We start from the raw sequence: 25,081 nt of genomic DNA, 5'->3' as shown, positions 1-25,081 counted from the left end.
GATTTTTAAGTCATATTGCGTTTAAATTAAATCGATATGAAAAATATAATTTTAAGTGTAATTGCTTTAGCAATGCTTTCTTGTGGTACTTCAAAACAAGTACAACAATCTAAAAAAACTATTAAAGGTGATTGGGTTTTAAATACAATAACCTATAGCGAAACTGGCACCTATAGTATTAAGTTGTTAAAAGATGCTTCAAAAGAATGTTTTGAAGGTAGTAACTGGCAGTTTATACCTAACAATAATTCCGGCACCTATGCTATTACAAGTAATGGATGTACATCTGGTACTAGAAATTTCATCTTTACAGTAGAAGATGTGGATGGTGCAACTGGTTATCAAGGATTTTTATTAAAACCAGTTAATGAAAAGAAAAAGTCAGAAACTAACGAAGGTTTTAGACTACAATTAACGCAAATTTCTGATACCAATATGCAATGGCAACAAACAGTTTCTGTAGATGGTAAGCCATTTAAAATTAATATGAATTTTTCTAAAAAATAATACTATGAAAACAATAAGCAAAAAACTATTTTCAACAACTTTAGCCTTAGTTATTGTGTTTAGTTTAATTAACTGTAAGGCAATTCAAAATGCAAATAATGCGCAAAAAGGTGGTGTTATTGGAGCCGCTGGTGGTGCCGTTATCGGAGCTATAATTGGTAACAATGTTGGTAAAGGTGGTAACGGTGAACTTGGTGCTATAATTGGTGGTGTAGTTGGTGGAACGGCTGGTGTATTGATAGGTCGTAAAATGGACAAACAAGCTCAGAAAATTGAAAATGAAGTACCTGGTGCTGAAGTTGAGCGAATTGATGAAGCTATTGTTGTAACCTTTGATGAAAACAAAGGTGGTGGTATCTATTTTGACACGAATAAATATGCAGTAAATAATACCTCTCAACAAACGCTGAATAAATTGGCAAATGTTTTTAAAGAGTATAGTGATACCAAGTTGTTAGTTGTTGGTCATACAGACAGTACAGGTGACGGTGGCTATAATATGACACTTTCGAAAAATAGAGCTAATGCAGTATCTAATTACTTTAGAAACAATAGCGGTATTAGTGGTTCTAGATTAAATGTAAACTGGTTTGGTGAAGACAAACCAATGGCGGATAATAGCACTGCTTCAGGTAGAGCAAAAAACAGAAGAGTAAATATTGTTATTCTAGCCGGCGATAAAATGATTAACGATGCCAAAAAAGAAGCAGGTAATTAATCTAAAAAATAAAGAAGAATTAAAGAAAAAGAGCGGCCAAATGGTCGCTCTTTTTAATTCTAAACTTTTTCAAATAACTATTTCCCACCTAACATTAATAATTCATTGCAAACTATTTCTGTTATATATTTTTTTTCGCCATTTTTATCTTCATAACTTCTTGAAGTCAATTTACCTTCTATAGCAACTTCATTCCCTTTAACCACATATTTTTCGATTATTTCTGCAGTCTTATTCCAAGCCACAACATTATGCCATTGCGTATCTATTACTTTTTCTCCTTTTGCATTTTTGTAAATGTCGTTTGTTGCAATAGAGAATTTTGCTAATTTTTTACCAGAGTCTAAAGTTAGAATTTCTGGGTTATTTCCTAAGTTACCAATCAACTGTACTTTGTTTCTAAGTGTGTTCATAATTTTAATTTATCGTTTAACAGTTAAGTCTATTGAATATCATTTGTTCAATTCAACAATGCAAAGATGTATGAGAAAGAAAAATATTATCAGTTGTTAAACGTTTACTTTCGATTGTAAATGAATGTAATTGAATATTTTATATATTTGTAGGCATCTATATACATGAAATGTCTCATAGAAAATGTTTAGAATGTGGTGAGAAAGTAGTGGGCAGAATCGATAAGAAATTCTGCTCAGACTATTGCCGTAATACCTATAACAACAAGGTTAATAAAGAAAGTAAAAACCTTATACGAAACATAAATAATCGTTTACGAAAAAATTACAAAGTGCTTTCTGATCTTAATAAAACGGGTAAAACCAAAGTAAGTAGAAATAAATTATACGATAAAGGTTTTAATTTTCGATTTTTCACTTCAATATATACTACAAAAACAGGCAACACATATTACTACATATACGATCAGGGTTATTTACCATTAGAAAATGAAATGTACTTATTAGTAAAAAGTGATTAACTTTTACTCTTAAGTAGAGTTTATAAAATTCGCCAGAAGAAAAAATTATTACTAGGAAATTCTTAAGTTAAGTTGTTTAATAGTTCCTGAAGACTGGAGAAAACTCTTACTTCCTTTTTTATCCCCTTTAAAGGAAGTGTTAACTAACATAGTAGTATTTGTTAGTTATTCTTGGAAGTCCACTTAACAGTGGACTTTTTTTATTTCCAATTCTGTCCTTTTTGCTCTAAAGCAGCTATTAAAATGTCCTTTTGGCTTATCTGCCCAACTAACTTTCCATCTTCAACTATCGGAAATCGTCTTCGTCTCGATTCTAAAAATTGCTTGGCCGCATCAAAAATATTCAAATTACCATCTATAGTTTCAACATTTTTAACCATATGTTTATCAACGGTATCATTATCCATAGGCATATTATAATACCTGCTTTCAGATATTTGTTTGATACAATCTCCTTCAGAAATAATTCCTAACAATTCATTTTTTTCATTCACAACAGGTGCTCCAGAAATTTTATTTTTGATTAAGGTTTGCATAACATCAGAAACAGATTGATCTGGTTTGAACGTAATCAGCTTTTTTGTCATATAATCAGAAACAATCGCTGGTTTTAACTCTTCCTTTTTTGCTGGACTTCTACGCCCCTGAAAACTTTTAATACCCATAACAATAGTAATTTATACCTTTTAAATATAGGTAATATTTCTTAAAGTTGACATTACTAAACCCTTGACAAAATTTGATTTCCGCATTTTTAGCTACTTTTAACCAACTCTAAATTTATACAATGAAAAAATATGCGCTGGCTATTTCTTTTCTGATTCTCACTGCAACTATCTATTTTAGTTTTTATTCATTGATGCCCCAATCTATTTCAGATGCTTCGATACCATTAACAGAATTCTCTACTGAAAGAGCTTTAGCACAATTGAAAGAAATCTCTAAAGAACCTCATTATGTAGGCTCAAAAGATCATAAAAATGTTCGAGATTATATTATAACTGAACTCGAGAAATTAGGATTAGAAACTGAAGTTCAAGAGGAAATAATTATAGAGAAAAAATGGCGAGAAGGTACTACTGTGCAAAATATTCTTGCTAAGATTAAAGGTGCCGATAGTAGTAAAGCCTTGCTATTGTTATCACATTATGATTCCGATCCACATTCAGCAATTGGGGCCAGTGATGCAGGTAGCGGCATTGTAACAATTTTAGAAGGTTTAAGAGCCTATCTCGCTTCTGGTAAACAACCAAAGAATGATATCATTATTCTTATCTCTGATGGCGAAGAGTTAGGTTTATTAGGAGCTCACGTTTTTGTAAAAAAACATCCATGGGCTAAAGATGTTGGACTGGTTTTAAATTTTGAAGCGCGCGGTAGCGGTGGGCCAAGCTATATGCTAATGGAAACTAATGGTGGCAACAAAAATTTAATTCAAGAATTCCAAAAAGGAAATTCTAAATACCCTGTGGCTACCTCATTAATGTATAGTATATATAAAATGTTACCTAACGATACAGACCTAACTGTTTTTAGAGAAAAGGGTGACATAGATGGGTTTAATTTTGCTTTTATCGATGATCATTTCGATTACCATACGGTACAAGACAGCCATGAACGGTTAGATAAAAATACGCTAGAACATCAAGGTACCTATTTAATGCCCTTATTAAATTATTTTGCTGATGCTGATTTGTCAAACTTAAAATCTCAGGAAGATTATGTTTATTTTAATTTTCCTTTTATAGGAATGGTATATTATCCGTTTTCTTGGATTGTACCTTCTTTAATTATTACGATAATTCTTTTCTTAGGATTATTATTTTATGGATTATCACAAGGAAAACTAAATGGAAAAGAAATCTTTAAAGGATTTATACCGTTATTACTTTCACTTATTATTTCAGGAATTTTAGCAAAGTATGGTTGGGAATTCTTAAAAGTAACCCACCCTCAATACAATGATATTCAACATGGGTTTACATATAATGGGCACTTATATATTGCCGCATTCTCTGTATTAACATTGGCTATTTGTTTTATCGTTTATAAAAGATATTTTAAAAAATACAAATCATCTAACTTATTTATTACTCCAATTATATTATGGATTGCCATTAATATAGCCGTTGCATTATATCTTAAAGGAGCAGCCTATTTTATAACAGCAGCATTGTTTGGGGTTATTTGTTTAGCAATACTTTTATTTTCTAATGCTTCAGAAAAAAGCAAATTATTGTGGACTACTATTTTATCAATACCTATTCTTATCTTATTTGTTCCCATGATACAAATGTTTCCAGTAGGCTTAGGTTTAAAAATCTTAATGGTTAGCACTACATTTATAGTTTTGTTATTCGGATTATTAGTTCCTATTTTTTCAAATTATCAAAAGATTAAACTAGGTCGTTTGTTTTTATTGCTTTCGGTTATTTTATTCATAACAGCATCTTTTCAATCATCCTATACTGTTGATAGAAAAAAGCCCAATAGTATAAATTATGTATTAGATGTCGATAAAAACGAAGCCTATTGGGCTACTTATAACAATTCTTTAGATGAATATACAAAACAGTTTTTAGGGGAAAATTCTGTAAAAGGAGGCTATGACTCTAACACAACGAGCAGTAAGTACAATAGAGGAATAAAACTTCATAAAAAAGCAGACGTCAAACCAATCTTACAACCAGTAATTGATATTAATAAAGACACTATTACTAATGAGCTACGTTTTATAGAGTTTTCTATTAAACCTCAACGCAAAGCTAATCGTATTGAAATAATAGCTAATTCAGATTTCATAATTAAGACATTATCTATCAACAAATTTAAATTAGAGAATAAAAAGGGTAAAGACTTTGTTTTTGATACTAAAAACTATAGCAAAATTCTTTCCTATTATCTTACATCTAAAGATTCTATATTAAATATTCAATTCTCAATTCCAAAAGAAGATATTCCTAAATTAACCCTTTATGAAGTAGGCTATGATCTACTAGAAAATCCGAATTTTAATATCACACCTCGTTCAGAAATTATGATGCCAATGCCTTTTGTAGTTAATGATGCTATCATTATAAAAAAACAAATTGAGTTCAGTAAAAAATAAGTCATAACTAGTATCTTTGGTCTTCTCAAAAATTTAGGCAATGATAACCATAGATGATTTTAACTTTAAAGATAAAAAAGCACTTATCCGTGTAGACTTTAATGTTCCGTTGGATAATGAGTTTATTATAACAGATGACACTCGCATCCAAGCTGCAAAGCCAACCATTATTAAAATTTTAGAAGATGGTGGTAGTTGTATATTAATGTCTCATTTGGGTCGCCCAAAAGGTATAGAAGATAAGTTTTCATTAAGCCATATAATCGAGGCTGTAAGTGAAATTATCGGTGTAAAAGTAAAGTTTGCATCAAACTGTGTGGGAGAAATTGCTGAAAAAGCTGCTGATGAACTCCAAGCAGGCCAAGTCCTTTTGCTTGAGAATTTACGTTTTCTTGCGGAGGAAAAAGCTGGTGATGTTGCTTTTGCAGAGCAATTATCTAAACTTGGTGATATTTATGTAAACGATGCTTTCGGTACTGCGCATAGAGCACATGCTTCAACGGCAATTATTGCTCAATTTTTTAAAGAAAAAAAATGTTTTGGGTATCTTTTGGCAGCAGAAATAGAAAGCATCAAAAAAGTATTACATGATAGTGAAAAGCCTGTAACAGCTGTTATTGGTGGTGCTAAAGTTTCTTCTAAAATAGATGTAATTGAAAACATTTTAGATAAAGTAGATAATATTATTATTGGTGGTGGTATGGCATTCACTTTTATTAAAGTTAAGGGAGGCAAAATTGGTGATTCTTTAGTTGAAGATGATAAATTAGATCTTGCACAAGACATTCTGAATTTAGCCAAACAAAAAAACACAAGGATTCATTTACCAATTGATGTTGTTGCTGCAAATGCTTTTAGTGAGGAAGCAAATACCCAAATATTTCCTGCAAATGAAATTCCCGATGGATGGATGGGCTTAGATGCTGGGCCTAAAACAAATGTTGGTTTTTCATTTGTTATTGCTGATTCTAAAACCATTTTGTGGAATGGCCCTCTTGGTGTTTTTGAAATGAAAAAATTTGCCAGAGGAACCATCGAATTAGGTAATGCCATTGCAGACGCTACTTCAGAAGGAACTTTTTCATTAGTTGGTGGAGGAGATTCTGTAGCTGCTGTGAAACAATTCGGTTTTGAAAATAAAGTAAGTTATGTTTCTACTGGCGGAGGCGCTATGCTGGAAATGCTAGAAGGGAAAACATTACCAGGAATTGAAGCTATACTGAGTTAATTTTGATTTTCAGAAAAGGAAATATTAGTGATTTAGAACAATGTAAAGATGTTGGATTACTATCTTATTCTGAGTATTCTAAAATTTTAGACCATAAAAACTGGAAGAAACTTAGTCAGATATTAAACGATGACGATAATGTAAAAATCTTGATTGATAAAAGCATCCTTTTCGTTTGTGAAATAAATAATCAAATTACAGGAGTTATTTATTTTTTCTCTAGCGGTAATCCTACTGATTTATATTCTAGCGATGTTTGCTATATTCGTTCATTAGGTGTGATACCAAAATTTAGAGGCTTAGGAATTGGAAAAAAACTTACCCATTTATGTATTGATTATGCCAAAGAAACCAACGAAAAAGTAATAGCGTTACATACATCAGAATTCATGGATGTTGCCAGAAACATGTATGAAAAAATGGGTTTTAAGAGACAAAAAGAAGTTCAAAGACTGGGTAAAAAATACTGGGTTTTCACTAAAAATCTAATCTGAATTATTATATGAAATACACAACATTACCACATACGGATATAAAAGTTAGTAAAATATGCCTTGGCACTATGACTTGGGGTCAGCAGAATACAGAAGCAGAAGGTCATGAACAAATGGATTATGCCTTAGAACAAGGTGTTAATTTTTTTGATACGGCAGAGCTTTACTCAGTTCCTGCTAAAGCCGAGACTTACGGATCGACAGAAAAAATTATTGGCACATGGTTTAAAAAAACCGGTAACCGTGATAAGGTGATATTGGCAAGTAAAATTGCTGGAGCAGGACCTTATACTGCACATATACGTAAAGATGGTTTTAGTAAACGTGCTATTACAGAAGCAATTGAAGGCAGTTTAAAGCGCTTACAAACAGATTATATTGACCTGTATCAATTACATTGGCCCGAAAGGCCTGTAAATTGTTTTGGTGTTAGAGATTATCCATATCATCAAGAGACTCAATGGCATGATAATTTTGCAGAAATATTAGAGTCGCTTGAAGAACATATGAAGGCCGGCAAGATTAGACATATCGGTCTTTCTAACGAATCTGCTTGGGGAGTTATGCGATATCTTGAAGAATCTAAACAAAAAGGATTACCAAGAATGATTACTTTACAAAACTCATATTCATTACTACATAGAAGTTTTGAAACCAATCTTTCTGAAGTCTGTTTGAGCGAAAATATTGGTCTTATTCCCTACTCTCCATTGGCATTTGGTGTACTTTCTGGCAAATATTTAAATGGCAATATGCCAAGTGATGCCCGTGTTACGTTGTTCCCTAATTATAACAGGTATAGCAGTAAAGAATCAGAAAAAGCCGTAATCGCTTACAAAGGCATTGCTGATAAACATAATCTTACATTGGCACAATTATCATTAGCTTTTGTAAATCAATTACCGTTTGTAACTAGTAATATTATTGGAGCATCAAAAATGAGTCAGCTAAAAGAAAATATTGGTAGTATTAATGTAGAATTATCCCAAAAAATCATTGATGAAATTAATGCTGTACATGCTATAATGCCGAACCCAGCCGCTTAATACCCTAATTTTTCTCGAACTCTTTCCAAAACTTCTTGTGCAACTATTCGGGCTTTTTCAGCTCCAATTGCTAGTGCGTCATCAACTTCATTTAAGTTATTCATATAATGACTATATAGCTCACGTTGTTTACCAAACTTAGTAATTAACAGCTCAAAGAAAGCTTGCTTAGCATGACCATAACCATAATTACCTCCTAAATAATTGGCACGCATATCAGTTATTTGATCTTCATTTGCAACTAATTTATAAAGTGCAAATAAATTACAAGTATTTGGATTTTTTGGTTCTTCTAATGGCGTACTATCTGTTTGAATTTTCATGATTTGCTTTCGCAATTTTTTATCATCTAAAAACAGATTGATTACATTCCCTCTAGATTTGCTCATTTTTTCACCATCTATACCAGGAACTAACATGGTATCATCTTGAATTTTTGCTTGAGGTGGTACTAAAATATTTCCCACTTGATGGTTAATCCTATTAGCTACATCACGAGACATTTCTAAATGCTGCAACTGATCCTTCCCTACTGGTACAATATCAGCATCATACAATAAAATATCAGCAGCCATAAGCATCGGATATGTAAATAATCCAGCATTTACATCTTCTAAACGATCCGATTTATCTTTAAAACTATGAGCTAATGTCAATCTTTGATACGGAAAAAAACAGCTTAAATACCATGACAATTCCGATACTTCTGGTATATCACTTTGGCGATAAAAAACCGTTTTTTCTATATCTAAACCAAATGCCAACCACGTCGCTGCTGTACTATAAGTGTTCTCTTTTATAACGTCACCATCTTTAATCTGAGTAAGCGTATGCATATTGGCAATGAACAAAAAAGAATCATTTTTTGGGTCATTTGCCATTTCAATTGCCGGGATGATTGCGCCTAATAAATTCCCTAAATGTGGGGTTCCTGTACTTTGTACGCCTGTAAGTATTCTTGCCATTAAATAATTTTATTTATCCTGTTTTAATTAGATAATAAATCGGTCTTTAACCGCAAAAATAGGGATTTAAAAAGGAAAAATATTTACTAATAATTAATTACTATTTTTGGCTGCAATGGAGTTTTTCAAAAACATTTTTCGCATCTTTTGGCGAGCTTGGTTTTATGGATGGGTCTTTTTTACCATTCTATTTGCGTTACCTCTTTTAGTGTTTGTAATTTATGATGAGCGCTATTATAAAACCTTTTTTAAGATTGCAATAGCATGGGGTAAAACCATTGTTTTTGTAATGGGTTTTAAACCAGTAGTAGAATACGAGCAAGAGATTTTACCAAACAAAAATTATATGTTCATTGCAAATCATGCCTCGCTCATTGATGTAATGTTGATGCTTTCTGTAATGAAAAATCCTGCTGTTTTTGTAGGAAAAAAGGAAGTAGAAAAAATTCCTGTGTTTGGTTACGTAGCTAGAAAAACAAGTATACTGGTAGATCGCGGTAATGCCAATAGTCGTAAAGAAGTCTACATAAGTGCTCAAAAAAGATTAAACCAAGGTTTAAGTATCTGTATCTTCCCTGAAGGATTAGTTCCTGAAGAAAGTGTAACATTAGCTCCTTTCAAGAATGGTGCTTTTAGAATGGCGATTGAGCATCAAATTCCAATTGTACCAATGACTTTTTATGATGTTAAGAAACGCTTTTCTTGGGCGTTCTTTAGTGGTTGGCCCGGTAAACTTCGTGTCAAGGTTCACAAGTTTATAGAAACTAAAGGATTGACTTTAGACAATATGGAGTTTTTAAAACAGCAAGCCTTTGATTTGATTTATAACGAACTTGTTGAAGACATGAAGAAAAATGGATGATAAACATCTAACATACTATTCAAAAACAGAAGAAAAACTAAATGTACTCACTCATGGTTTAGGTCTTCTTTTAAGTATTTTAGCATTGATCTTATTAATTATTCATGCTAGTAAAAATGGTGATGTAAAACATATAGTAAGCTTTACTATTTTTGGTGCTAGCCTCATTTTATTATATTCTGCTTCTACTTTTTATCACTATACTCAAAAACCTGAACTACGTAAGAAGCTAAATATTTTAGATCATTCAGCTATCTATGTTTTAATTGCTGGAACCTATACTCCTTTTACTTTAGTCACTTTAAAAGGATGGTTAGGTTTGACCATCTTTGGAGTTACTTGGGGAATTGCTCTTGTTGGAGTTTTCTTTAAACTTTTCTATACAGGGCGCTATGATAAAATTTCAACCATTGTCTACGTAGCAATGGGTTGGATTATCATTTTTGCAATTAAACCACTTATAGAAAATTTGCCTTTAAATGGACTGTATTGGTTAACTTCTGGAGGTGTCTTTTATACAGTTGGTGCCATTTTATATAGTATTGAAAGAATAAAATATAACCATGCTATTTTTCATGTTTTTGTATTACTTGGTAGTTTTTCACACTTTATGGCAATTTATTATTATGTCTTAAAGCATTAAACAGTTTCTTTTTGATGTAGCAGTCTCGTAAGCTTTATCGAAAGATCTAGAAGTATGATCTTAGCATTCCCGTTTCGTTCAATGTGATAAATCGCATCATTGAGTTCATTGCTAATTTCTAATACATTGCCACTATGAACAAAAGGCGCAAATTTTTCTAGATTAAAATTAGAAGTTTTCGGCTCTAAAAAAACCAATTCGTCAGCTTTGTAATTCTTCAACATAGCTTGTCTAAAAAATTGTAAACAGTATTGTAAAAAGTTTTTTTGAACTTCACGTCCAGAACCGGCTATCGCATCGCTCCAACCTATTAAATCTTGAACAACAGCTGCATTACCTTTAGCTTTAAAAGCAGTTCTTACCCAAGTAATAAACCATTGTTCAAATTGCTCATCTACATCCTTATTATGGGCTAGCTGCAGAGCTTTATTCCAGTTACCATCTGCTTGATTTGCAACTTTAATTGCCTCATTTTCTGAAACATGTTCTAATTTTAATAGTTCGCTCTTAATTTCGTTTTCACTTAAAGGAAATAGTTTAACTACCTGACATCTAGATTTAATAGTATCTAGTATACTATCTTCTTCTTCAGTAATTAAAAGTAAAATTGTTTTATCTGGTGGTTCTTCAATAAGCTTTAGTAGCTTGTTTGAAGCAGCAATATTCATCTTTTCAGCCATCCAAATCAACATCACTTTAAAATTACCTTCATAAGCTTTAAGCGACAACTTTTTAACTATACTATCTGCTTCATCTACTCCTATCTGTCCTTGTTTATTTTCTATACCAAGTTGCTGGTACCAATCGAATAAATCTCCATAAGCGTTATTAGCAATAAAATCTCGCCATTCTCCAATAAATAAATCACTAACAGGGTGCTTCTTAACATTCACATTAACAGCTACGGGAAATACAAAATGCATATCAGGATGCATCAGTTTATTGAACTTTAAATTACAAGCTTCGTTACCCGTAATATTTTCTCCGTCAGTATTCTGACATAAAATATATTGAGCATAAGCTATTGCTAATGGTAAAGCTCCACTACCCTTTGGAGTTACAAATAATTGCGCATGAGGTATCCTTCCGTTTTTAACAGATTGAATCAACTGTTTTTTGGCTTTTTCTTGCCCAATAATATCTGCAAATAGCATAGAGCAAATATAGTAAAGTGAAACCTCAACCGCTTATTTTTCTTTTGTCAATTATCACTATCTTTACCCTTGATAATAGATTTACGAATTTAAAACTGACATTGTTCAGTTTCAAAATATAAAACATATATGAGCTGTAATAGTTGCTCTACAGATGCTAACGGCATTCCAAAAGGTTGCAAAAGCAATGGAAGTTGTGGTACCGGAAGCTGTGATAAATTAACTGTTTTCGATTGGCTATCAAATATGACCTTACCAAACGGTCAATCTAAATTTGATATTATAGAAATCCGTTTTAAAAACGGACGAAAGCATTTTTTTAAAAATACTAAAAATTTATCGATTAATATTGGAGACATTGTGGCTGTTGAAACTTCACCAGGTCATGATATAGGGTCAGTCTCTTTAACAGGGGAATTAGTCAAAATTCAAATGCGTAAAAAAAATGTCGCAATAGATAGTGAAGAAATCAAACAAATCTACAGAAAAGCATCTCAAAAAGACATCGATATTTGGCAAGAAGCTAGAGGTAAAGAATTAGAGGTTCAACGAAAGTCTCGTTTGATTATAAGCAGGCTAGGATTGCAAATGAAATTGTCTGATGTAGAATTTCAGGGTGATGCAAATAAAGCTACCTTTTACTATACAGCAGATGATCGTGTAGATTTTAGACAATTAATAAAAGAGCTTGCCTCTACTTTTAGAATTAGGATTGAAATGAAGCAAGTTGGCTTGCGTCAAGAAGCTGCTCGTTTAGGGGGCGTTGGCTCTTGTGGGCGCGAATTATGTTGTTCTACATGGTTAACTGATTTTAGATCAGTAACCACTTCTTCCGCAAGGTACCAGCAATTATCTTTAAATCCCCAAAAATTAGCTGGTCAATGTGGTAAGTTAAAATGTTGCTTGAATTATGAGTTAGATTCTTATATGGATGCTTTGAAAGAGTTTCCAAATACTGACACATGGTTGCAAACAGAAAAAGGGGTTGGCGTTTTTCAGAAAATGGATATTTTTAAAGGACTAATTTGGTATGCTTATAAAGAGAACCCTATGAATTGGCATCAACTAAAAGTTGAACAAGCTAATAAGATTATAGAAATAAATGCTACAAAAAAGAAAGTGGCTAGTTTAGAAGAATATGCTGCTGAATATGAAATGACAAAAACTGACGATGTCATTTTTAGTGATGTTGTAGGCCAAGATAGTCTTACGCGTTTTGATAAAAAAAAGAAACAAAAAAGAAGAAATAGGAATAATAACAGAAGAAAAAAATCTCGCAAGAATGCGTAAATTTTTAATAACAATATTTGGGGCGGCTACAATTGTTTCGTGTAGTAATTCAAAGGTATTTGATCAATACAAACCCGTTGCGGATGCAAAATGGCATAAAGACTCGATCTTTAATTTTAAATTCTCTCCAACCGATACACTATCTAGAAACAATATTTTTGTTAACCTAAGAAATAATAATGATTATCAATACAGTAATTTATTTCTAATCGTTGGTATTGATTTTCCTGACAATACAAGCATTGTAGATACGTTGGAATATGAAATGACAGATGCAGAAGGTAGGTTTTTAGGAACTGGGTTCACAGATTTAAAAGAGAATAAATTAGAGTATAAAACTAATGTGACTTTTCCTAAATCAGGAGAATATAATATTAATGTTCAGCAAGCCATGCGTAAAAGTGGCGATATAGATGGAATTACAAACCTTAACGGAATTACTGACATAGGATTAAGTATAGAAAAAGCGCAAACAAATGACTAAAAAAGCAACACAACAACAAACCTCGTTCAAAAAATATACACGCTGGATATGGCGATTATTCTTTGGTGGTATTGCTGCGGTTATTTTAATATTTCTGTTAGCAGGTTTTGGTGCGTTTGGTAAGCTTCCTACTTTCGAAGAATTAGAGAATCCTAAAAGTAATTTAGCAACTGAGGTAATCTCAATTGACGGAAAAACAATTGGTACCTATGCTGTAGAAAATAGAACTCCTATTGGTTATAAAGATTTACCCGAAAATTTGGTTAATGCGTTAATTGCAACCGAAGATATTCGTTTTAAAAAACACTCTGGCATAGATTTTAAAGGGACTGCTAGAGCCATTATTAAAATGGGTAGAGATGGAGGAGCTAGTACCGTTACTCAACAACTAGCGAAAATGTTATTTACCGAGCGTCCTTCTGCTAATATTGCTCAGAGGATACTTCAGAAGGTAAAAGAGTGGGTTATTGCAATTCGTTTAGAACGTCAGTACACAAAAGAAGAAATCATTGCTATGTACTTTAATAAGTATGATTTCTTAAATCAAGCAGTAGGTATTCGTTCTGCTTCAAGAATTTATTTTAATAAAGAACCTATTGACCTAAAACAAGAAGAATCAGCCATGTTAGTTGGTATGCTCAAAAACTCTTCTCTTTACAATCCGCTTAGACGCGAAGAAATGGTGAAAAATAGACGTGATGTTGTCTTAGCTCAAATGGGCAAATATGATTTTTTAACACAGAAGATAAAAGATTCATTACAGAATTTACCATTGACATTAGATTATTCTCCCGAAGACACCAGTTTTGGTGTGGCTACCTATTTTAGAGAGTATCTGAGAGGTTTTATGAAAGACTGGGTCAAGGATAATCAAAAGCCGGACGGAACAAATTATAATATTTTTAGAGATGGTCTTAAGATCTACGTGACCATAGATTCTCGTATGCAAAAATATGCTGAAGAGGCAATGGAAGAACACATGTCCAATCTTCAAAGAGTATTCTTTAAAAGTCAAAAAAGAAATAGAACCGCCCCTTTTTATGATCTAACAAAAAAAGAAATCAATCGTACCATGGAGGGAGCTATGAAACGTTCTAATCGTTGGAAACGGATGAAAAAACAAGGGAAGTCAGAAAAAGTAATTCGAGATTCTTTTGATAAAAAGACAGATATGAGAATCTTTTCCTGGAAAGGTGAAATAGACACCTTAATAACTCCTAGAGATTCTATACGTTACTATAAACATATAATGCGCGCTGGCGTTTTATCAACCGACCCACAGACAGGCCATGTAAAAGCTTGGGTAGGTGGTATTAATCATAAACATTTTCAATATGATCAGGTAAAACAAGGTTCACGCCAAGTTGGTTCAACGTTTAAGCCTTTTGTATATGCCACAGCCATTAATCAATTACAGTATTCTCCATGTCAGGAGTTCAATAATACTCCTTATACAATACCAAAAGGTAAATATGGATTACCCGAAGACTGGACTCCTAAAAATTCGAGCTTAAAATATGGTGGCACAAAGACACTAAAAAATGCTCTTGCTAATTCTACAAATGTCATAACGGCTACACTTATTGATCAAGTAACACCTACGAATGTTGTAAGGTTAGCAGAAAATTTAGGCGTTAAAAATGAAATTCTTCCCGTACCATCAATAGCATTAGGTAGTGTCGATTTAACATTATACGAAATGGTCGGTGCATATAATGCCTTTGCAAATAAAGGAATGTATGTAGAACCTATGATGATCTTACGGATAGAAGATAAAAATGGAACTGTATTAGAAGATTTTACACCTAAGACCAAAGAGGTTTTAAGTGAAGAATCTGCCTATACGGTTATTAACCTCTTAGAAGGTGTAACACAATATGGATCTGGCGTTCGCTTACGAAGCTCTGCAGGGAAATATCCAGATAGTATAGCTTCTGGTTACCCATATAAATTTACGAACCCAATCGCTGGTAAAACAGGTACTACACAAAATCAATCAGATGGTTGGTTTATGGGTATTGTGCCAAATTTAACAACAGGTGTTTGGGTTGGTGCGGAAGATCGTGCGGTACACTTTCCTGACTTAGCAAGAGGACAAGGAGCATCAATGGCATTGCCAATATGGGCGTTGTATATGCAGAAATGTTATGCAAATAAAGACTTGAAGATTAGTGATAAAGGTTTTGAAAAACCTGAAAACCTGAGTATAGAATTAGATTGTGAAAAATATAAAAATCCAGAAGAAGGAGATCAAGATCCTGTTGAAGAAGATCCTGAATTTTAATCAAAGAATATGATAAATAAAGTTGTTAATAATGTTGAAGATGCTTTACAAGATGTAGAAAGTAATATGACTTTTATGCTTGGTGGATTTGGCTTATGTGGTATTCCAGAAAACAGTATTGCCCAGTTAGTAAAACTAGGGGTTACTGGGTTAACATGTATCTCTAACAATGCTGGGGTAGATGACTTCGGTTTAGGACAATTACTTCAGAAACGTCAAATAAAGAAAATGATATCATCGTATGTAGGTGAAAATGATGAGTTCGAACGTCAAATGCTAAGTGGAGAGCTAGAGGTTGATCTTATCCCTCAAGGGACTTTAGCAGAACGTTGTCGTGCAACTGGTGCTGGTATTCCTGCTTTTTATACACCAGCTGGTTATGGAACTGAAGTTGCAGAAGGAAAAGAAACACGTGAATTTAATGGTAAAATGTATGTTTTAGAACATGCTTTTAATCCAGATTTTGCTTTTGTAAAAGCCTGGAAAGGTGATACAGCTGGTAATTTAATTTTTAAAGGAACAGCTAGAAATTTTAATCCTATGATGGCTATGGCTGGTAAAATTACAGTAGCCGAAGTAGAAGAATTAGTACCTGCTGGTGAATTAGACCCTAATCAAATTCATACTCCTGGGATTTTCGTGCAACGAATTTTTCAAGGCGAACGCTACGAAAAACGTATTGAAAACAGAACTGTAACACCTAAAAATTAAGAAGATGAGTTTAGACAAAGTAGGTATTGCAAAAAGAATAGCTCAAGAATTACGAGATGGTTGGTACGTAAATTTAGGTATTGGCATTCCTACATTAGTAGCCAATTATATCCCTAAAGGAATTGATGTCGAATTTCAAAGTGAAAATGGTTTGCTAGGTATGGGTCCTTTCCCATATGAGGAAAATGTTGATGCGGATTTGATTAATGCAGGCAAACAAACCGTAACCGTTTTAGATGGTGGTTCTATCTTTAACTCCTCTACAAGTTTTGCTATGATTCGTGGTCAACATGTTCAATTAACTGTTTTAGGAGCCATGGAGGTTGCACAAAATGGTGATATTGCTAATTGGAAAATTCCAGGACGAATGGTTAAAGGTATGGGTGGTGCTATGGATTTAGTAGCTTCTGCAGAGAACATTATTGTAGCTATGATGCATACTAATAAGCGAGGAGAATCTAAATTACTGAAAGAATGTTCATTACCGTTAACAGGAGTTGGTTGCGTTACTAGAGTTGTTACTAACTTGGCTGTTTTAGAAGTAAAAAATGGAGCTTTTCATTTGTTAGAACGCGCCCCAGGAGTTTCAATTGAAGACATCAAAAATGCTACTGAAGGGACTTTAATTGTAAATGGAGATATTCCTGAAATGTCGTTATAATGAAAATACTATCATATAATGTAAACGGCATTCGTGCTGCCTTAAAAAAAGGATTTATAGACTGGTTACAATCTGCAAATCCAGATGTAATTTGTATTCAAGAAACAAAAGCTCATAAAGAACAATTAGATTTAGAAGTTTTCGAAAAAGCAGGATATCCATATCATTATTGGTTCTCTGCGCAGAAAAAAGGATATAGTAGTGTTGCTGTATTATCAAAAATAAAACCTAATCATATTGAATACGGAACTGGTATTGAATCAATGGATTTTGAAGGTCGTAATCTTCGCGTAGATTTTGATACAGTATCTATTATGAGTTTGTATTTACCTTCTGGCAGTAATGATGATCGATTGAATTTCAAACTCAACTATATGGATGAATTTCAAGAGTATGTGAATCAACTTAAAAAAGAAATTCCTAATCTGATCATTTGTGGTGACTATAATATTTGTCATGAAGAAATAGATATTCATAATCCTAAAATGAAAGGAGTTTCTGGGTTTTTGCCTGTAGAGCGAGAATGGATTGGCAAGTTTATTGATAGTGGTTTTATAGACACCTTTAGACATTTTAATAAAGAGCCTCATCATTATAGTTGGTGGAGTTATCGTGCAAATGCCAGAAATAACAACAAAGGATGGCGTTTAGATTATTGTATGGCAGCAGAATCATTAAAAGATCGATTAAGACGAGCTTATATTTTACCTGATGCAAAGCATTCTGATCATTGCCCTGTTGGTGTTGAAATAGATTAAACTAAAGTATCATGAAAAAAGTAGTTTTTATTCTAATTGTAACTAGCCTATTAACCTCTTGCGTTTCTAAGAAAATATATACCGAATTAGAAGATAAATACAATCGCCTACGAGATAATAATTCAGAGCTATTTGATGAAAATCAAGGTCTAATAGATACTAAAAAGGAATTAGAAGCTAATAAACTTAAATTACAATCTGAAGTTGACAAGCTCAACTCAGATAAAAGTAAATTGAATGATGACGTTGCTCGATTAGCAGATAGAAAAGAAAAGCTTGAAAAGGAATATAATGAGCTTTCTGAAATGAGCGCTGAGCAACTTTCTAAAAAGGAGAAACAAAACAGAGAATTATTATTGCAATTACAAGAAAAAGAAGCTCAATTAGCTAAAGAAAGTGGACGTCTTGAAAAATTGCAAGGTGATTTAGATGCACGTTCTAAACGCGTTGATGAACTAGAAGGGTTAATTGCTGCAAAGGAAGCCAAAATGTTACGTTTAAAAGATGCTGTTTCTGCCGCTTTAAGCGGATTTGAAGGTAAAGGCCTTACCGTAGAACGTAGAAATGGCAAAGTTTATGTCTCTATGGAAAATAAGTTGTTGTTTAGTTCAGGAAGCTGGGCTGTTGGAACTCAAGGCCGCTCAGCGGTTGTGAATTTAGCGGGAGTGTTGCGTCAAAATCCTGATATCGATGTATTGATTGAAGGACATACCGATAATGTACCTTTCGGTGGAAAAGGTGTTGTTCAAGATAACTGGGATTTGTCTACAAAAAGAGCAACTGCTGTAGCTAGAATTTTAACTTCTAATAATGTTTCTCCAAAACAGATAACTGCTGCAGGACGTAGTAAATTTTTACCAGTAGCTAGTAATAATACAGTTTCTGGAAAAGCTAAAAATAGACGGATAGAAATTATTCTAGCTCCAAATTTAGATGCAATTAATGATTTATTGAACGAGTAAAGTTTAAGAGGTTTTATTTGCTAATTGCCCACAAGCAGCATCAATATCTTTACCTCTACTTCGGCGTACATTTACCACAATTCTGTTTGCTTCTAGCGTTCTGATATACATATCTGTGGCTTCAGGAGAAGCTTGCTGAAACTCACCACCATCAATGGTATTATACTCTATTAAATTAACCTTAGAAGGCACTTTTTTACAATAATCTACCAAGGCGTTTGCATCTTTCTGAGTATCATTAATACCTTTCCAAACCACATATTCAAAAGTAATTTTTTTACTCGTTTTGGTATACCAGTATCGTAGTGACTCCAAAAGTTCAGCGAGATTGCTTTTTTCATTAATCGGCATCATCTTAGAACGGACCTCATCAATCGCAGAATGTAGGGACACGGCTAGATTGAATTTCACTTCATCATCAGCCATTTTCTTAATCATTTTAGGAATACCAACAGTGGAAAGTGTAATTCGTTTTGGCGACATAGCTAAGCCTTCATCAGAGGTAATCTTATCAATTGAACTTATTACGTTTTTATAGTTTAACAATGGTTCTCCCATGCCCATAAAAACAATATTCGACAATTTATGATTATGGTAAAATCTGCTTTGCTGATTTATAACGACAACTTGATCATAAATTTCATCAGGATTTAGGTTTCGCATTCGCTTTAAACGAGCAGTGGCGCAAAAATTACAATCTAAACTGCAGCCAACTTGACTTGACACACAGGCTGTTGTTCTAGTTTCAGTAGGTATTAAAACTGACTCAACAATTAATCCGTCATGTAGTTTAATGGCGTTTTTTATTGTTCCGTCATTCGAGCGTTGCATTTGATCAACTTCTATGTGATTTATAACAAAATTTGCATCTAACATTTCACGCGTTGCCTTAGAAACATTTGTCATATCATCAAAAGAATGAGATGCTTTACTCCATAGCCATTCATACACCTGATTCCCGCGAAAAGCTTTATCGCCATTTTTCACAAAAAAATTTCGGAGTTGCTCTTTTGTTAACGCCCGTATATCTTTCTTTTCTACCATTTATGCAAAAATATAAAATCCCGCCAAGGCGGGACTTTAAATACTATTCTATTTAAAAATTTATTTATTTAAAACTATCTTTTTTGTTATGCTAGCGTTTCTATCTAAGTCCGTTATTTTAACTAGATATATATCATTAGGTAGTAGGCTCAAATCAATAATATTATTGTCTAATCTATTTGATTTTAATACTTGACCTAGTACATTAAACACATCGTATTTTAATTCTCCAACAGAATTTGATAGTTGTACTTGCAGAATTCCATCTGTTGGATTTGGAAACAACGATAATGATGCTTCTAACACCTCATCATTAGTGGCAAGTGTATTATTATCTAAAGCATCTAAGGTGATAGGGTTTAAATTATCTGGATCTAACCAGTCTCTTAATCTAGAATCTTCATTTCTTGAGTTCCACGAAACAGCAAACCTTCCGTAATAATCATGCCCATTATTATCATTTGTATCTGAACATGCTGCTGCTCCACCATACAATTGACCTATTATTCTTCCATTGGGATCAAATAAAGCTGATCCTGATGAACCTCCCTCTGTGACTCCTATTTCCCATCCTAAACCTCCACCAGTAGGGGTAGAAGAAGTAAGACCAGTTATATCCCAAGTCTGAGCCACTGGTGAATTACCACCAGCATTTTGTGCTAGTTTAATTGGTGGATTATTATCTCGGCAAACTTTCATAATATCTCCAGAAGGGTGATGAATACCTACTGTAAAAGACGGGATGTTATCGGTTCTATCCCAACCTGCCCAAACTCTATTCCATCCGCTAGGAATAGCACCATTTAATTCAAGTAGTGCAAAATCAGAGTTTGAGTTATTAGCGATAAGGGTAGACCCGCTAATTGTCATATCGGTAGGGCCATTTGTGCTTGCGGTTTCAGATCCACAAACTGGATTAGGACTAATCCACCCAAACCTAAATGCCCAATTTGTTGTTGGCCCAGTTAGACAATGATTAGCAGTAAGAAAATATGGTTTCTTATCTTGCCTTACATTATTTATTAAAGTCCCTGTACAATGTCCATTACCATTAATAAGTATTAATGCTACTGATTTTTTAAGCTCGTTTTTATGATTCTCAAAATCTGGTCCTATTGAGCAATCAACGTCATAATTACAATCGCCAGAATCTCCTAAAGCTTTTTGAGCATTAGGCTTAGATCTATAGCCATGAGTTACAACGCTTATATTCAGTTTTCCTTGGTTTCTAACTTCTTCAGGCTCATAGTATTCAATCCAAACTTTATCTCCTTCAACAAGCCAGGTTCCTAAGGTTTCTTCTTTTTGATTTTGAATGCTTGTATATGCACCAAGTAAATCTGATTTACTATCATTATATAAATATACTTTACCGCCTTTAGGCATATAAAACTTGTCAAAAATAAAATTCAAGCTAAGAGCATTTTTAGACTCAAAAAGTATCCTCCAAATTCGATCCCCATTATTTAACTCAATCCACTGGCCAGAATTTTTAAGCCCATAATTAACTTGATGATTAAACCCAAAGCGATAAGGTTTTGTTAATAATTTATCATTTATCTTATCCTCTGTTCTTATTTTTTCTAAATTAAACTCAGGAAGTTTGATAGACTTGATCTCATTTTTTGTGTCACCACTTATACTCCAACTTACAGGTTCTCCTTCATTCGTAACTTGTCCAAAAAAAGTTAAAGTAAAAAATAAGATATAAATTAAAAGTAATGTTCTTTTCATGTTTTTAAAATTTTTTAAAAAGGACAGTAAATATAGGGCTTTTAAAACAAAAGAGCCTTAATTTTATTAAAGCTCTTTTGTTTTATTTATAGTAGTAGTTTATAAAATTAACATTGCGTCTCCGTACGAATAGAAATTGTATTTTTCTTTAATCGCTTCAGCATAAGCTTCTTTTAAGAAATCATGTCCTGCAAACGCAGCTGTCATCATCATTAAAGTAGATTGTGGTGTATGAAAATTCGTAATCATACTATCAGCTATACTGAAATCGTAAGGAGGGAAAATAAACTTATGAGTCCACCCTTTAAAAGGCTTTAATCTCTTGTCAGCAGAAACTGAACTTTCCATAGTACGCATTACTGTGGTTCCAACAGCACATACTCTTCTTTTATTGTCTAAAGCAGAATTAACTACATTGGCTGCAGTCTCTGGTATAATAATTTCTTCCGAATCCATTTTATGCTTCGAAAGATCTTCTACCTCTACTGGTTGAAAAGTGCCTAAACCAACATGTAAAGTAACTTCAGCAAGATCAATACCTTTAATTTCTAAACGTTTTAGTAAGTGTTTAGAAAAATGTAATCCTGCCGTAGGTGCGGCTACAGCACCTTCATGCTTGGCATAAATTGTCTGATACCGTTCAGCATCTTCTGGTTCAGTTTCTCTTTTAATATATTTTGGTAACGGAGTTTCTCCCAAATCTTGTAGTTTTTTACGAAACTCTTCGTAGCTACCATCAAATAAAAAGCGAAGTGTTCTCCCTCGTGAAGTAGTATTATCAATTACTTCTGCTACCAAATCATCATTATCTCCAAAAAACAATTTATTTCCTATACGTATCTTTCGAGCTGGGTCGACCAACACATCCCATAAACGACTTTCTTTATTCAATTCTCTCAATAAGAAAACCTCAATTCTCGCACCTGTTTTTTCTTTATTACCATACAATCTGGCAGGAAAAACCTTTGTGTTATTAAAGACCATAATATCACCTTCATCAAAGTAATTTACAAGATCTTTAAATTGTTTATGCTCTATTGTTTGATCTTTTCGGTTCAATACCATCAAACGAGCTTCATCTCTAACTTCAGATGGATACTCAGCTAATAATTCATTTGGTAAATCAAATTTAAAATGTGATAATTTCATGTGTTTAATGAGCTTTTTTTATCAAAAATGAGGGCAAATATACAATATCAAAACAGGCCTTGTCAAGTATTTTAATGAATATTTAATTTAGGCTTGACAATTGATTACTTATCTTTGCCGAAAATTAATTTATGACTGCCAAAGTAACTCCATATAAAGATAGTAGAAGTAAAAAAGAACAGGTTGCCGAAATGTTTGACAATGTTTCTTATAAATACGATTTTCTAAATAGGCTTTTGACTTTTGGTATTGATATTAGATGGAGAAAATTAGTAGTAAAAACCGTTGCAAAAAAGGATCCAAAATATTTACTTGACATTGCCACTGGCACTGGTGATTTTGCAATAATGCTTTCTAAGTTAAATCCTAAAAAAATTATTGGCTTAGACCTTTCTCAAGGGATGCTAAATATTGGTATTGAAAAAGTTAAGAAAAAAAGCTTAGAAGACTTGATTGAAATGATTCAAGGTGATTCAGAAAGTCTACCTTTTGAAGATAATTCTTTTGATGCCATTACAATAGGCTTCGGTGTCCGTAACTTTGAAAACTTAGATAAAGGACTTCAAGAGATATACAGAGTTCTAAAACCAAATGGCATTTTAGTTGTTCTAGAAACTTCTCAACCAGAAGGTTTTATTATGAAGCCGCTGTATAAATTCTACTCTAAATATGTCATTCCAACGGTAGGAAAAATATTTTCTAAAGACAAAAGAGCATATGATTATTTGCCTGAATCCGCAGCTGTTTTTCCTTATGGTAATGCCTTCAACAATATTTTAGAGAAAAATCGGTTTATAAATACAACTAACAAACCCTTAACTTTTGGAATTACTTCCATGTATACAGCAACAAAGTAATTTATAAATGAAACGATTTTTTGTCCCTTTATTAGGTTTTGTAGTCTTATTTTCTTCTTCTCTTTTTGCCCAAAAAAAAGACAAAATAGAATACCTCCCAAATTTTGATAAAAAGAAATTACACTTTGGTTATTATTTAGGTTTAAATAAAAAAGGGTATAAAATAAGTTATAATGATACTTTTGATACTAATGGGTTATTACAAGATTATATATCTGTAGAAGAATCATTTGGCTTTAATATTGGACTTGTAGTTGATTATAAATTACATAATAACATTAATTTACGTTTTGAGCCTGGTTTATCTAGTAATACCAAAACAATAACTTACAATACTCTTGATTCAGGTGATTTAGCAGGAAATACTAGAGATATTTCAGGTACATATATGCGTTTTCCATTGTTGCTAAAGTTTAGTACAAATAGAATACATAATATGCGTGCTTTTGTAATTGGTGGATTATCTTATGATTATAATTTTTCTAGTAATCAAAATAACCCTGCTGATAATATAAGTGGTGAATTTAGAATGAAAACGAATAATTTTATGTATGAAATCGGCGTAGGAGTTGATCTATATCTCTATTTCTTTAAATTCTCTCCCTCTATTAGAGGTGTTTTTGCTATTAATGATGAGTTAGTACGCGACAATTTACCTTTTGGGTCTATTAGCCCTTACACAGCTCCTATAAACTATTTTGGAACTCGAGGTATATTTCTAAACTTCACTTTTGAATAGTTAATTTCTTCTAAATTCATTCAGTACAATAGCTGTAGCCGTAGCTACATTTAAGCTTTCTGTTTGTTGTAATTCACTATGTCTTGGAATCGTCAATTTTGATGAAACTAACTCTAGTACTTCTCTTGAAATCCCATTAGACTCGTTACCCATAACAATCATTCCTTCTTCACTTAAACTACTTTTGTAAATATTTTCTCCATTCATAACTGCACCATAAACTGGCAGTTCGTAATCTTTTATAAAAGGAATTAAATCCATATAAATAATTGAAACTCTTGTCAATGAACCCATGGTAGATTGAACCACCTTAGCATTATAACAATCTACTGTTTCATTTGAACAAACTATTTGCTTAACACCAAACCAATCACAGAGCCTTATAATTGTACCCAAATTGCCAGGGTCATTGATGCCATCCAAAGCCAAAACTAACCCGCCTCTTTCTATCATCATATTTTTAGGTATTTTAAAAACGCCTAGGATTTTATTAGGTGTTTTTAATGAACTAATTTTTTTTAATTCAGTCTCAGATATTATTGTAGATTTTTCATTAATTAATTCACAACTATATTGGCGTGTATACAATAAATATTCACACTTAAACTTAGAATTTAAAAATTCGTTCACCCCTTTAATACCTTCAATTACAAATAAACCTTGTTTAATTCGGTACTTTTTTTGCTGTAAACTCGTTATTAATTTTGCTTGGCTTTTGCTTAGCATTTAAATAATATTACTTTTGGTA

26 protein-coding genes are annotated in these 25,081 nt (G+C 32.8%); 18 read left to right on the top strand and 8 right to left on the bottom strand.

The window, feature by feature from the left end; genetic code table 11:
- The first annotated feature begins 36 nt into the window (after nt 1–36).
- Together AC1EUV_RS04425 and AC1EUV_RS04420 are read left to right on the top strand one after the other, a co-directional pair.
- Entirely contained in the window at nt 37–507 is a 471-nt protein-coding gene (locus AC1EUV_RS04425) for a lipocalin family protein (RefSeq protein WP_480197459.1), read from the top strand.
- A 4-nt stretch (nt 508–511) separates the two neighbouring features.
- Nucleotides 512–1,225 (top strand): YiaD family glycine zipper/OmpA-like lipoprotein, encoded by a 714-nt coding sequence (locus AC1EUV_RS04420; protein WP_480197458.1) that lies wholly within the window; start codon nt 512–514, stop codon nt 1,223–1,225.
- Nucleotides 1,226–1,302: 77 nt separating this feature from the next.
- Here the strand turns inward: AC1EUV_RS04420 and AC1EUV_RS04415 are convergent, their stop codons facing one another.
- A complete protein-coding gene (locus AC1EUV_RS04415; RefSeq protein WP_480197457.1) occupies nt 1,303–1,638 on the bottom strand; it encodes a single-stranded DNA-binding protein in 336 nt (111 codons plus the stop codon).
- A 170-nt stretch (nt 1,639–1,808) separates the two neighbouring features.
- Between AC1EUV_RS04415 and AC1EUV_RS04410 the strand changes: the two genes are divergently transcribed.
- Nucleotides 1,809–2,159 carry a hypothetical protein gene (locus AC1EUV_RS04410; RefSeq protein ID WP_480197456.1) on the top strand — a complete coding sequence of 117 codons (351 nt, stop codon included), beginning with the start codon at nt 1,809–1,811 and terminating at the stop codon, nt 2,157–2,159.
- Between the two features lie 200 nt (nt 2,160–2,359).
- On the opposite strand, the gene AC1EUV_RS04405 is transcribed toward AC1EUV_RS04410, so the two are convergent.
- The gene (locus tag AC1EUV_RS04405) at nt 2,360–2,824 is read right to left on the bottom strand and encodes a CBS domain-containing protein (RefSeq protein WP_480197455.1); all 465 of its coding nucleotides are present in this window, start codon (nt 2,822–2,824) and stop codon (nt 2,360–2,362) included.
- 122 nt (nt 2,825–2,946) lie between these two features.
- On the opposite strand from AC1EUV_RS04405, the gene AC1EUV_RS04400 reads away from it, so the two are divergent.
- Genes AC1EUV_RS04400 through AC1EUV_RS04385 form a run of 4 tightly spaced genes read left to right on the top strand, consistent with a single transcriptional unit; the run spans nt 2,947 to nt 8,036 of the window.
- Nucleotides 2,947–5,268: a M28 family peptidase gene (locus tag AC1EUV_RS04400; protein ID WP_480197454.1), complete on the top strand. Its 2,322-nt coding sequence runs from the start codon at nt 2,947–2,949 to the stop codon at nt 5,266–5,268.
- A gap of 40 nt (nt 5,269–5,308) precedes the next feature.
- The gene (locus tag AC1EUV_RS04395) at nt 5,309–6,496 is read left to right on the top strand and encodes a phosphoglycerate kinase (RefSeq protein WP_480197453.1); all 1,188 of its coding nucleotides are present in this window, start codon (nt 5,309–5,311) and stop codon (nt 6,494–6,496) included.
- A 2-nt stretch (nt 6,497–6,498) separates the two neighbouring features.
- Nucleotides 6,499–6,990, top strand: coding sequence for a GNAT family N-acetyltransferase (locus AC1EUV_RS04390; protein WP_480197452.1), 492 nt, complete (start codon nt 6,499–6,501; stop codon nt 6,988–6,990).
- Between the two features lie 8 nt (nt 6,991–6,998).
- Nucleotides 6,999–8,036, top strand: coding sequence for an NADP(H)-dependent aldo-keto reductase (locus tag AC1EUV_RS04385; RefSeq protein ID WP_480197451.1), 1,038 nt, complete (start codon nt 6,999–7,001; stop codon nt 8,034–8,036).
- On the opposite strand, the gene trpS is transcribed toward AC1EUV_RS04385, so the two are convergent.
- Complete coding sequence (trpS, locus tag AC1EUV_RS04380) at nt 8,033–9,001, bottom strand: tryptophan--tRNA ligase (protein WP_480197450.1); 969 nt, start codon at nt 8,999–9,001, stop codon at nt 8,033–8,035. The genes AC1EUV_RS04385 and trpS overlap by 4 nt on opposite strands.
- Before the next feature lie 115 nt (nt 9,002–9,116).
- On the opposite strand from trpS, the gene AC1EUV_RS04375 reads away from it, so the two are divergent.
- Both AC1EUV_RS04375 and trhA read left to right on the top strand, forming a co-directional pair.
- Nucleotides 9,117–9,863, top strand: a complete 747-nt coding sequence (locus tag AC1EUV_RS04375; protein WP_480197449.1) for a lysophospholipid acyltransferase family protein — start codon at nt 9,117–9,119, stop codon at nt 9,861–9,863.
- Nucleotides 9,856–10,506 (top strand): PAQR family membrane homeostasis protein TrhA, encoded by a 651-nt coding sequence (gene trhA / locus AC1EUV_RS04370; RefSeq protein WP_480197448.1) that lies wholly within the window; start codon nt 9,856–9,858, stop codon nt 10,504–10,506. Before AC1EUV_RS04375 ends, trhA begins: the two co-directional genes overlap by 8 nt.
- On the opposite strand, the gene AC1EUV_RS04365 is transcribed toward trhA, so the two are convergent.
- Nucleotides 10,503–11,660: a DNA polymerase III subunit gene (locus tag AC1EUV_RS04365; RefSeq protein ID WP_480197447.1), complete on the bottom strand. Its 1,158-nt coding sequence runs from the start codon at nt 11,658–11,660 to the stop codon at nt 10,503–10,505. The genes trhA and AC1EUV_RS04365 overlap by 4 nt on opposite strands.
- 129 nt (nt 11,661–11,789) lie before the next feature.
- Here AC1EUV_RS04365 and AC1EUV_RS04360 point away from each other — a divergent pair, with 129 nt between their 5' ends.
- Genes AC1EUV_RS04360 through AC1EUV_RS04330 form a run of 7 tightly spaced genes read left to right on the top strand, consistent with a single transcriptional unit; the run spans nt 11,790 to nt 18,810 of the window.
- Nucleotides 11,790–12,950: a PSP1 domain-containing protein gene (locus AC1EUV_RS04360; protein WP_480197446.1), complete on the top strand. Its 1,161-nt coding sequence runs from the start codon at nt 11,790–11,792 to the stop codon at nt 12,948–12,950.
- Complete coding sequence (locus AC1EUV_RS04355) at nt 12,943–13,434, top strand: gliding motility lipoprotein GldH (RefSeq protein WP_480197445.1); 492 nt, start codon at nt 12,943–12,945, stop codon at nt 13,432–13,434. The genes AC1EUV_RS04360 and AC1EUV_RS04355 overlap by 8 nt, the downstream gene beginning before the upstream one ends.
- Entirely contained in the window at nt 13,427–15,718 is a 2,292-nt protein-coding gene (locus AC1EUV_RS04350; RefSeq protein WP_480197444.1) for a transglycosylase domain-containing protein, read from the top strand. The genes AC1EUV_RS04355 and AC1EUV_RS04350 overlap by 8 nt, the downstream gene beginning before the upstream one ends.
- Nucleotides 15,719–15,727: 9 nt before the next feature.
- Entirely contained in the window at nt 15,728–16,429 is a 702-nt protein-coding gene (locus tag AC1EUV_RS04345; protein ID WP_480197443.1) for a CoA transferase subunit A, read from the top strand.
- Between the two features lie 4 nt (nt 16,430–16,433).
- Nucleotides 16,434–17,090 (top strand): 3-oxoacid CoA-transferase subunit B, encoded by a 657-nt coding sequence (locus tag AC1EUV_RS04340; RefSeq protein WP_480197442.1) that lies wholly within the window; start codon nt 16,434–16,436, stop codon nt 17,088–17,090.
- Nucleotides 17,090–17,848 carry an exodeoxyribonuclease III gene (locus tag AC1EUV_RS04335; RefSeq protein WP_480197441.1) on the top strand — a complete coding sequence of 253 codons (759 nt, stop codon included), beginning with the start codon at nt 17,090–17,092 and terminating at the stop codon, nt 17,846–17,848. The genes AC1EUV_RS04340 and AC1EUV_RS04335 overlap by 1 nt, the downstream gene beginning before the upstream one ends.
- 11 nt (nt 17,849–17,859) lie before the next feature.
- Complete coding sequence (locus AC1EUV_RS04330; RefSeq protein ID WP_480197440.1) at nt 17,860–18,810, top strand: OmpA family protein; 951 nt, start codon at nt 17,860–17,862, stop codon at nt 18,808–18,810.
- A 3-nt stretch (nt 18,811–18,813) separates the two neighbouring features.
- Here the strand turns inward: AC1EUV_RS04330 and rlmN are convergent, their stop codons facing one another.
- The 3 genes from rlmN to queA all read right to left on the bottom strand — a co-directional run bounded on the left by rlmN (nt 18,814) and on the right by queA (nt 22,737).
- On the bottom strand, nt 18,814–19,854 hold the full coding sequence (gene rlmN, locus AC1EUV_RS04325; protein WP_480197439.1) for a dual-specificity RNA methyltransferase RlmN: 1,041 nt from the start codon (nt 19,852–19,854) through the stop codon (nt 18,814–18,816).
- 60 nt (nt 19,855–19,914) lie between these two features.
- Nucleotides 19,915–21,588 (bottom strand): T9SS type A sorting domain-containing protein, encoded by a 1,674-nt coding sequence (locus AC1EUV_RS04320; protein ID WP_480197438.1) that lies wholly within the window; start codon nt 21,586–21,588, stop codon nt 19,915–19,917.
- Between the two features lie 99 nt (nt 21,589–21,687).
- A complete protein-coding gene (gene queA, locus AC1EUV_RS04315; RefSeq protein ID WP_480197437.1) occupies nt 21,688–22,737 on the bottom strand; it encodes a tRNA preQ1(34) S-adenosylmethionine ribosyltransferase-isomerase QueA in 1,050 nt (349 codons plus the stop codon).
- 131 nt (nt 22,738–22,868) lie between these two features.
- Here queA and ubiE point away from each other — a divergent pair, with 131 nt between their 5' ends.
- Together ubiE and porT are read left to right on the top strand one after the other, a co-directional pair.
- Nucleotides 22,869–23,594, top strand: coding sequence for a bifunctional demethylmenaquinone methyltransferase/2-methoxy-6-polyprenyl-1,4-benzoquinol methylase UbiE (gene ubiE, locus AC1EUV_RS04310; RefSeq protein ID WP_480197436.1), 726 nt, complete (start codon nt 22,869–22,871; stop codon nt 23,592–23,594).
- Between the two features lie 7 nt (nt 23,595–23,601).
- Nucleotides 23,602–24,333, top strand: a complete 732-nt coding sequence (gene porT / locus AC1EUV_RS04305) for a type IX secretion/gliding motility protein PorT/SprT (protein ID WP_480197435.1) — start codon at nt 23,602–23,604, stop codon at nt 24,331–24,333.
- Here porT and AC1EUV_RS04300 read toward each other — a convergent pair whose 3' ends face one another.
- Entirely contained in the window at nt 24,334–25,059 is a 726-nt protein-coding gene (locus tag AC1EUV_RS04300) for a TrmH family RNA methyltransferase (protein WP_480197434.1), read from the bottom strand.
- Nucleotides 25,060–25,081: the final 22 nt, after the last annotated feature.

It is taken from the genome of Maritimimonas sp. 2304DJ26-3 (assembly GCF_056591635.1).
The sequence above is the reverse complement of the archived record's forward strand: the minus strand, read 5'-3'. Positions and strand labels throughout refer to the sequence as shown.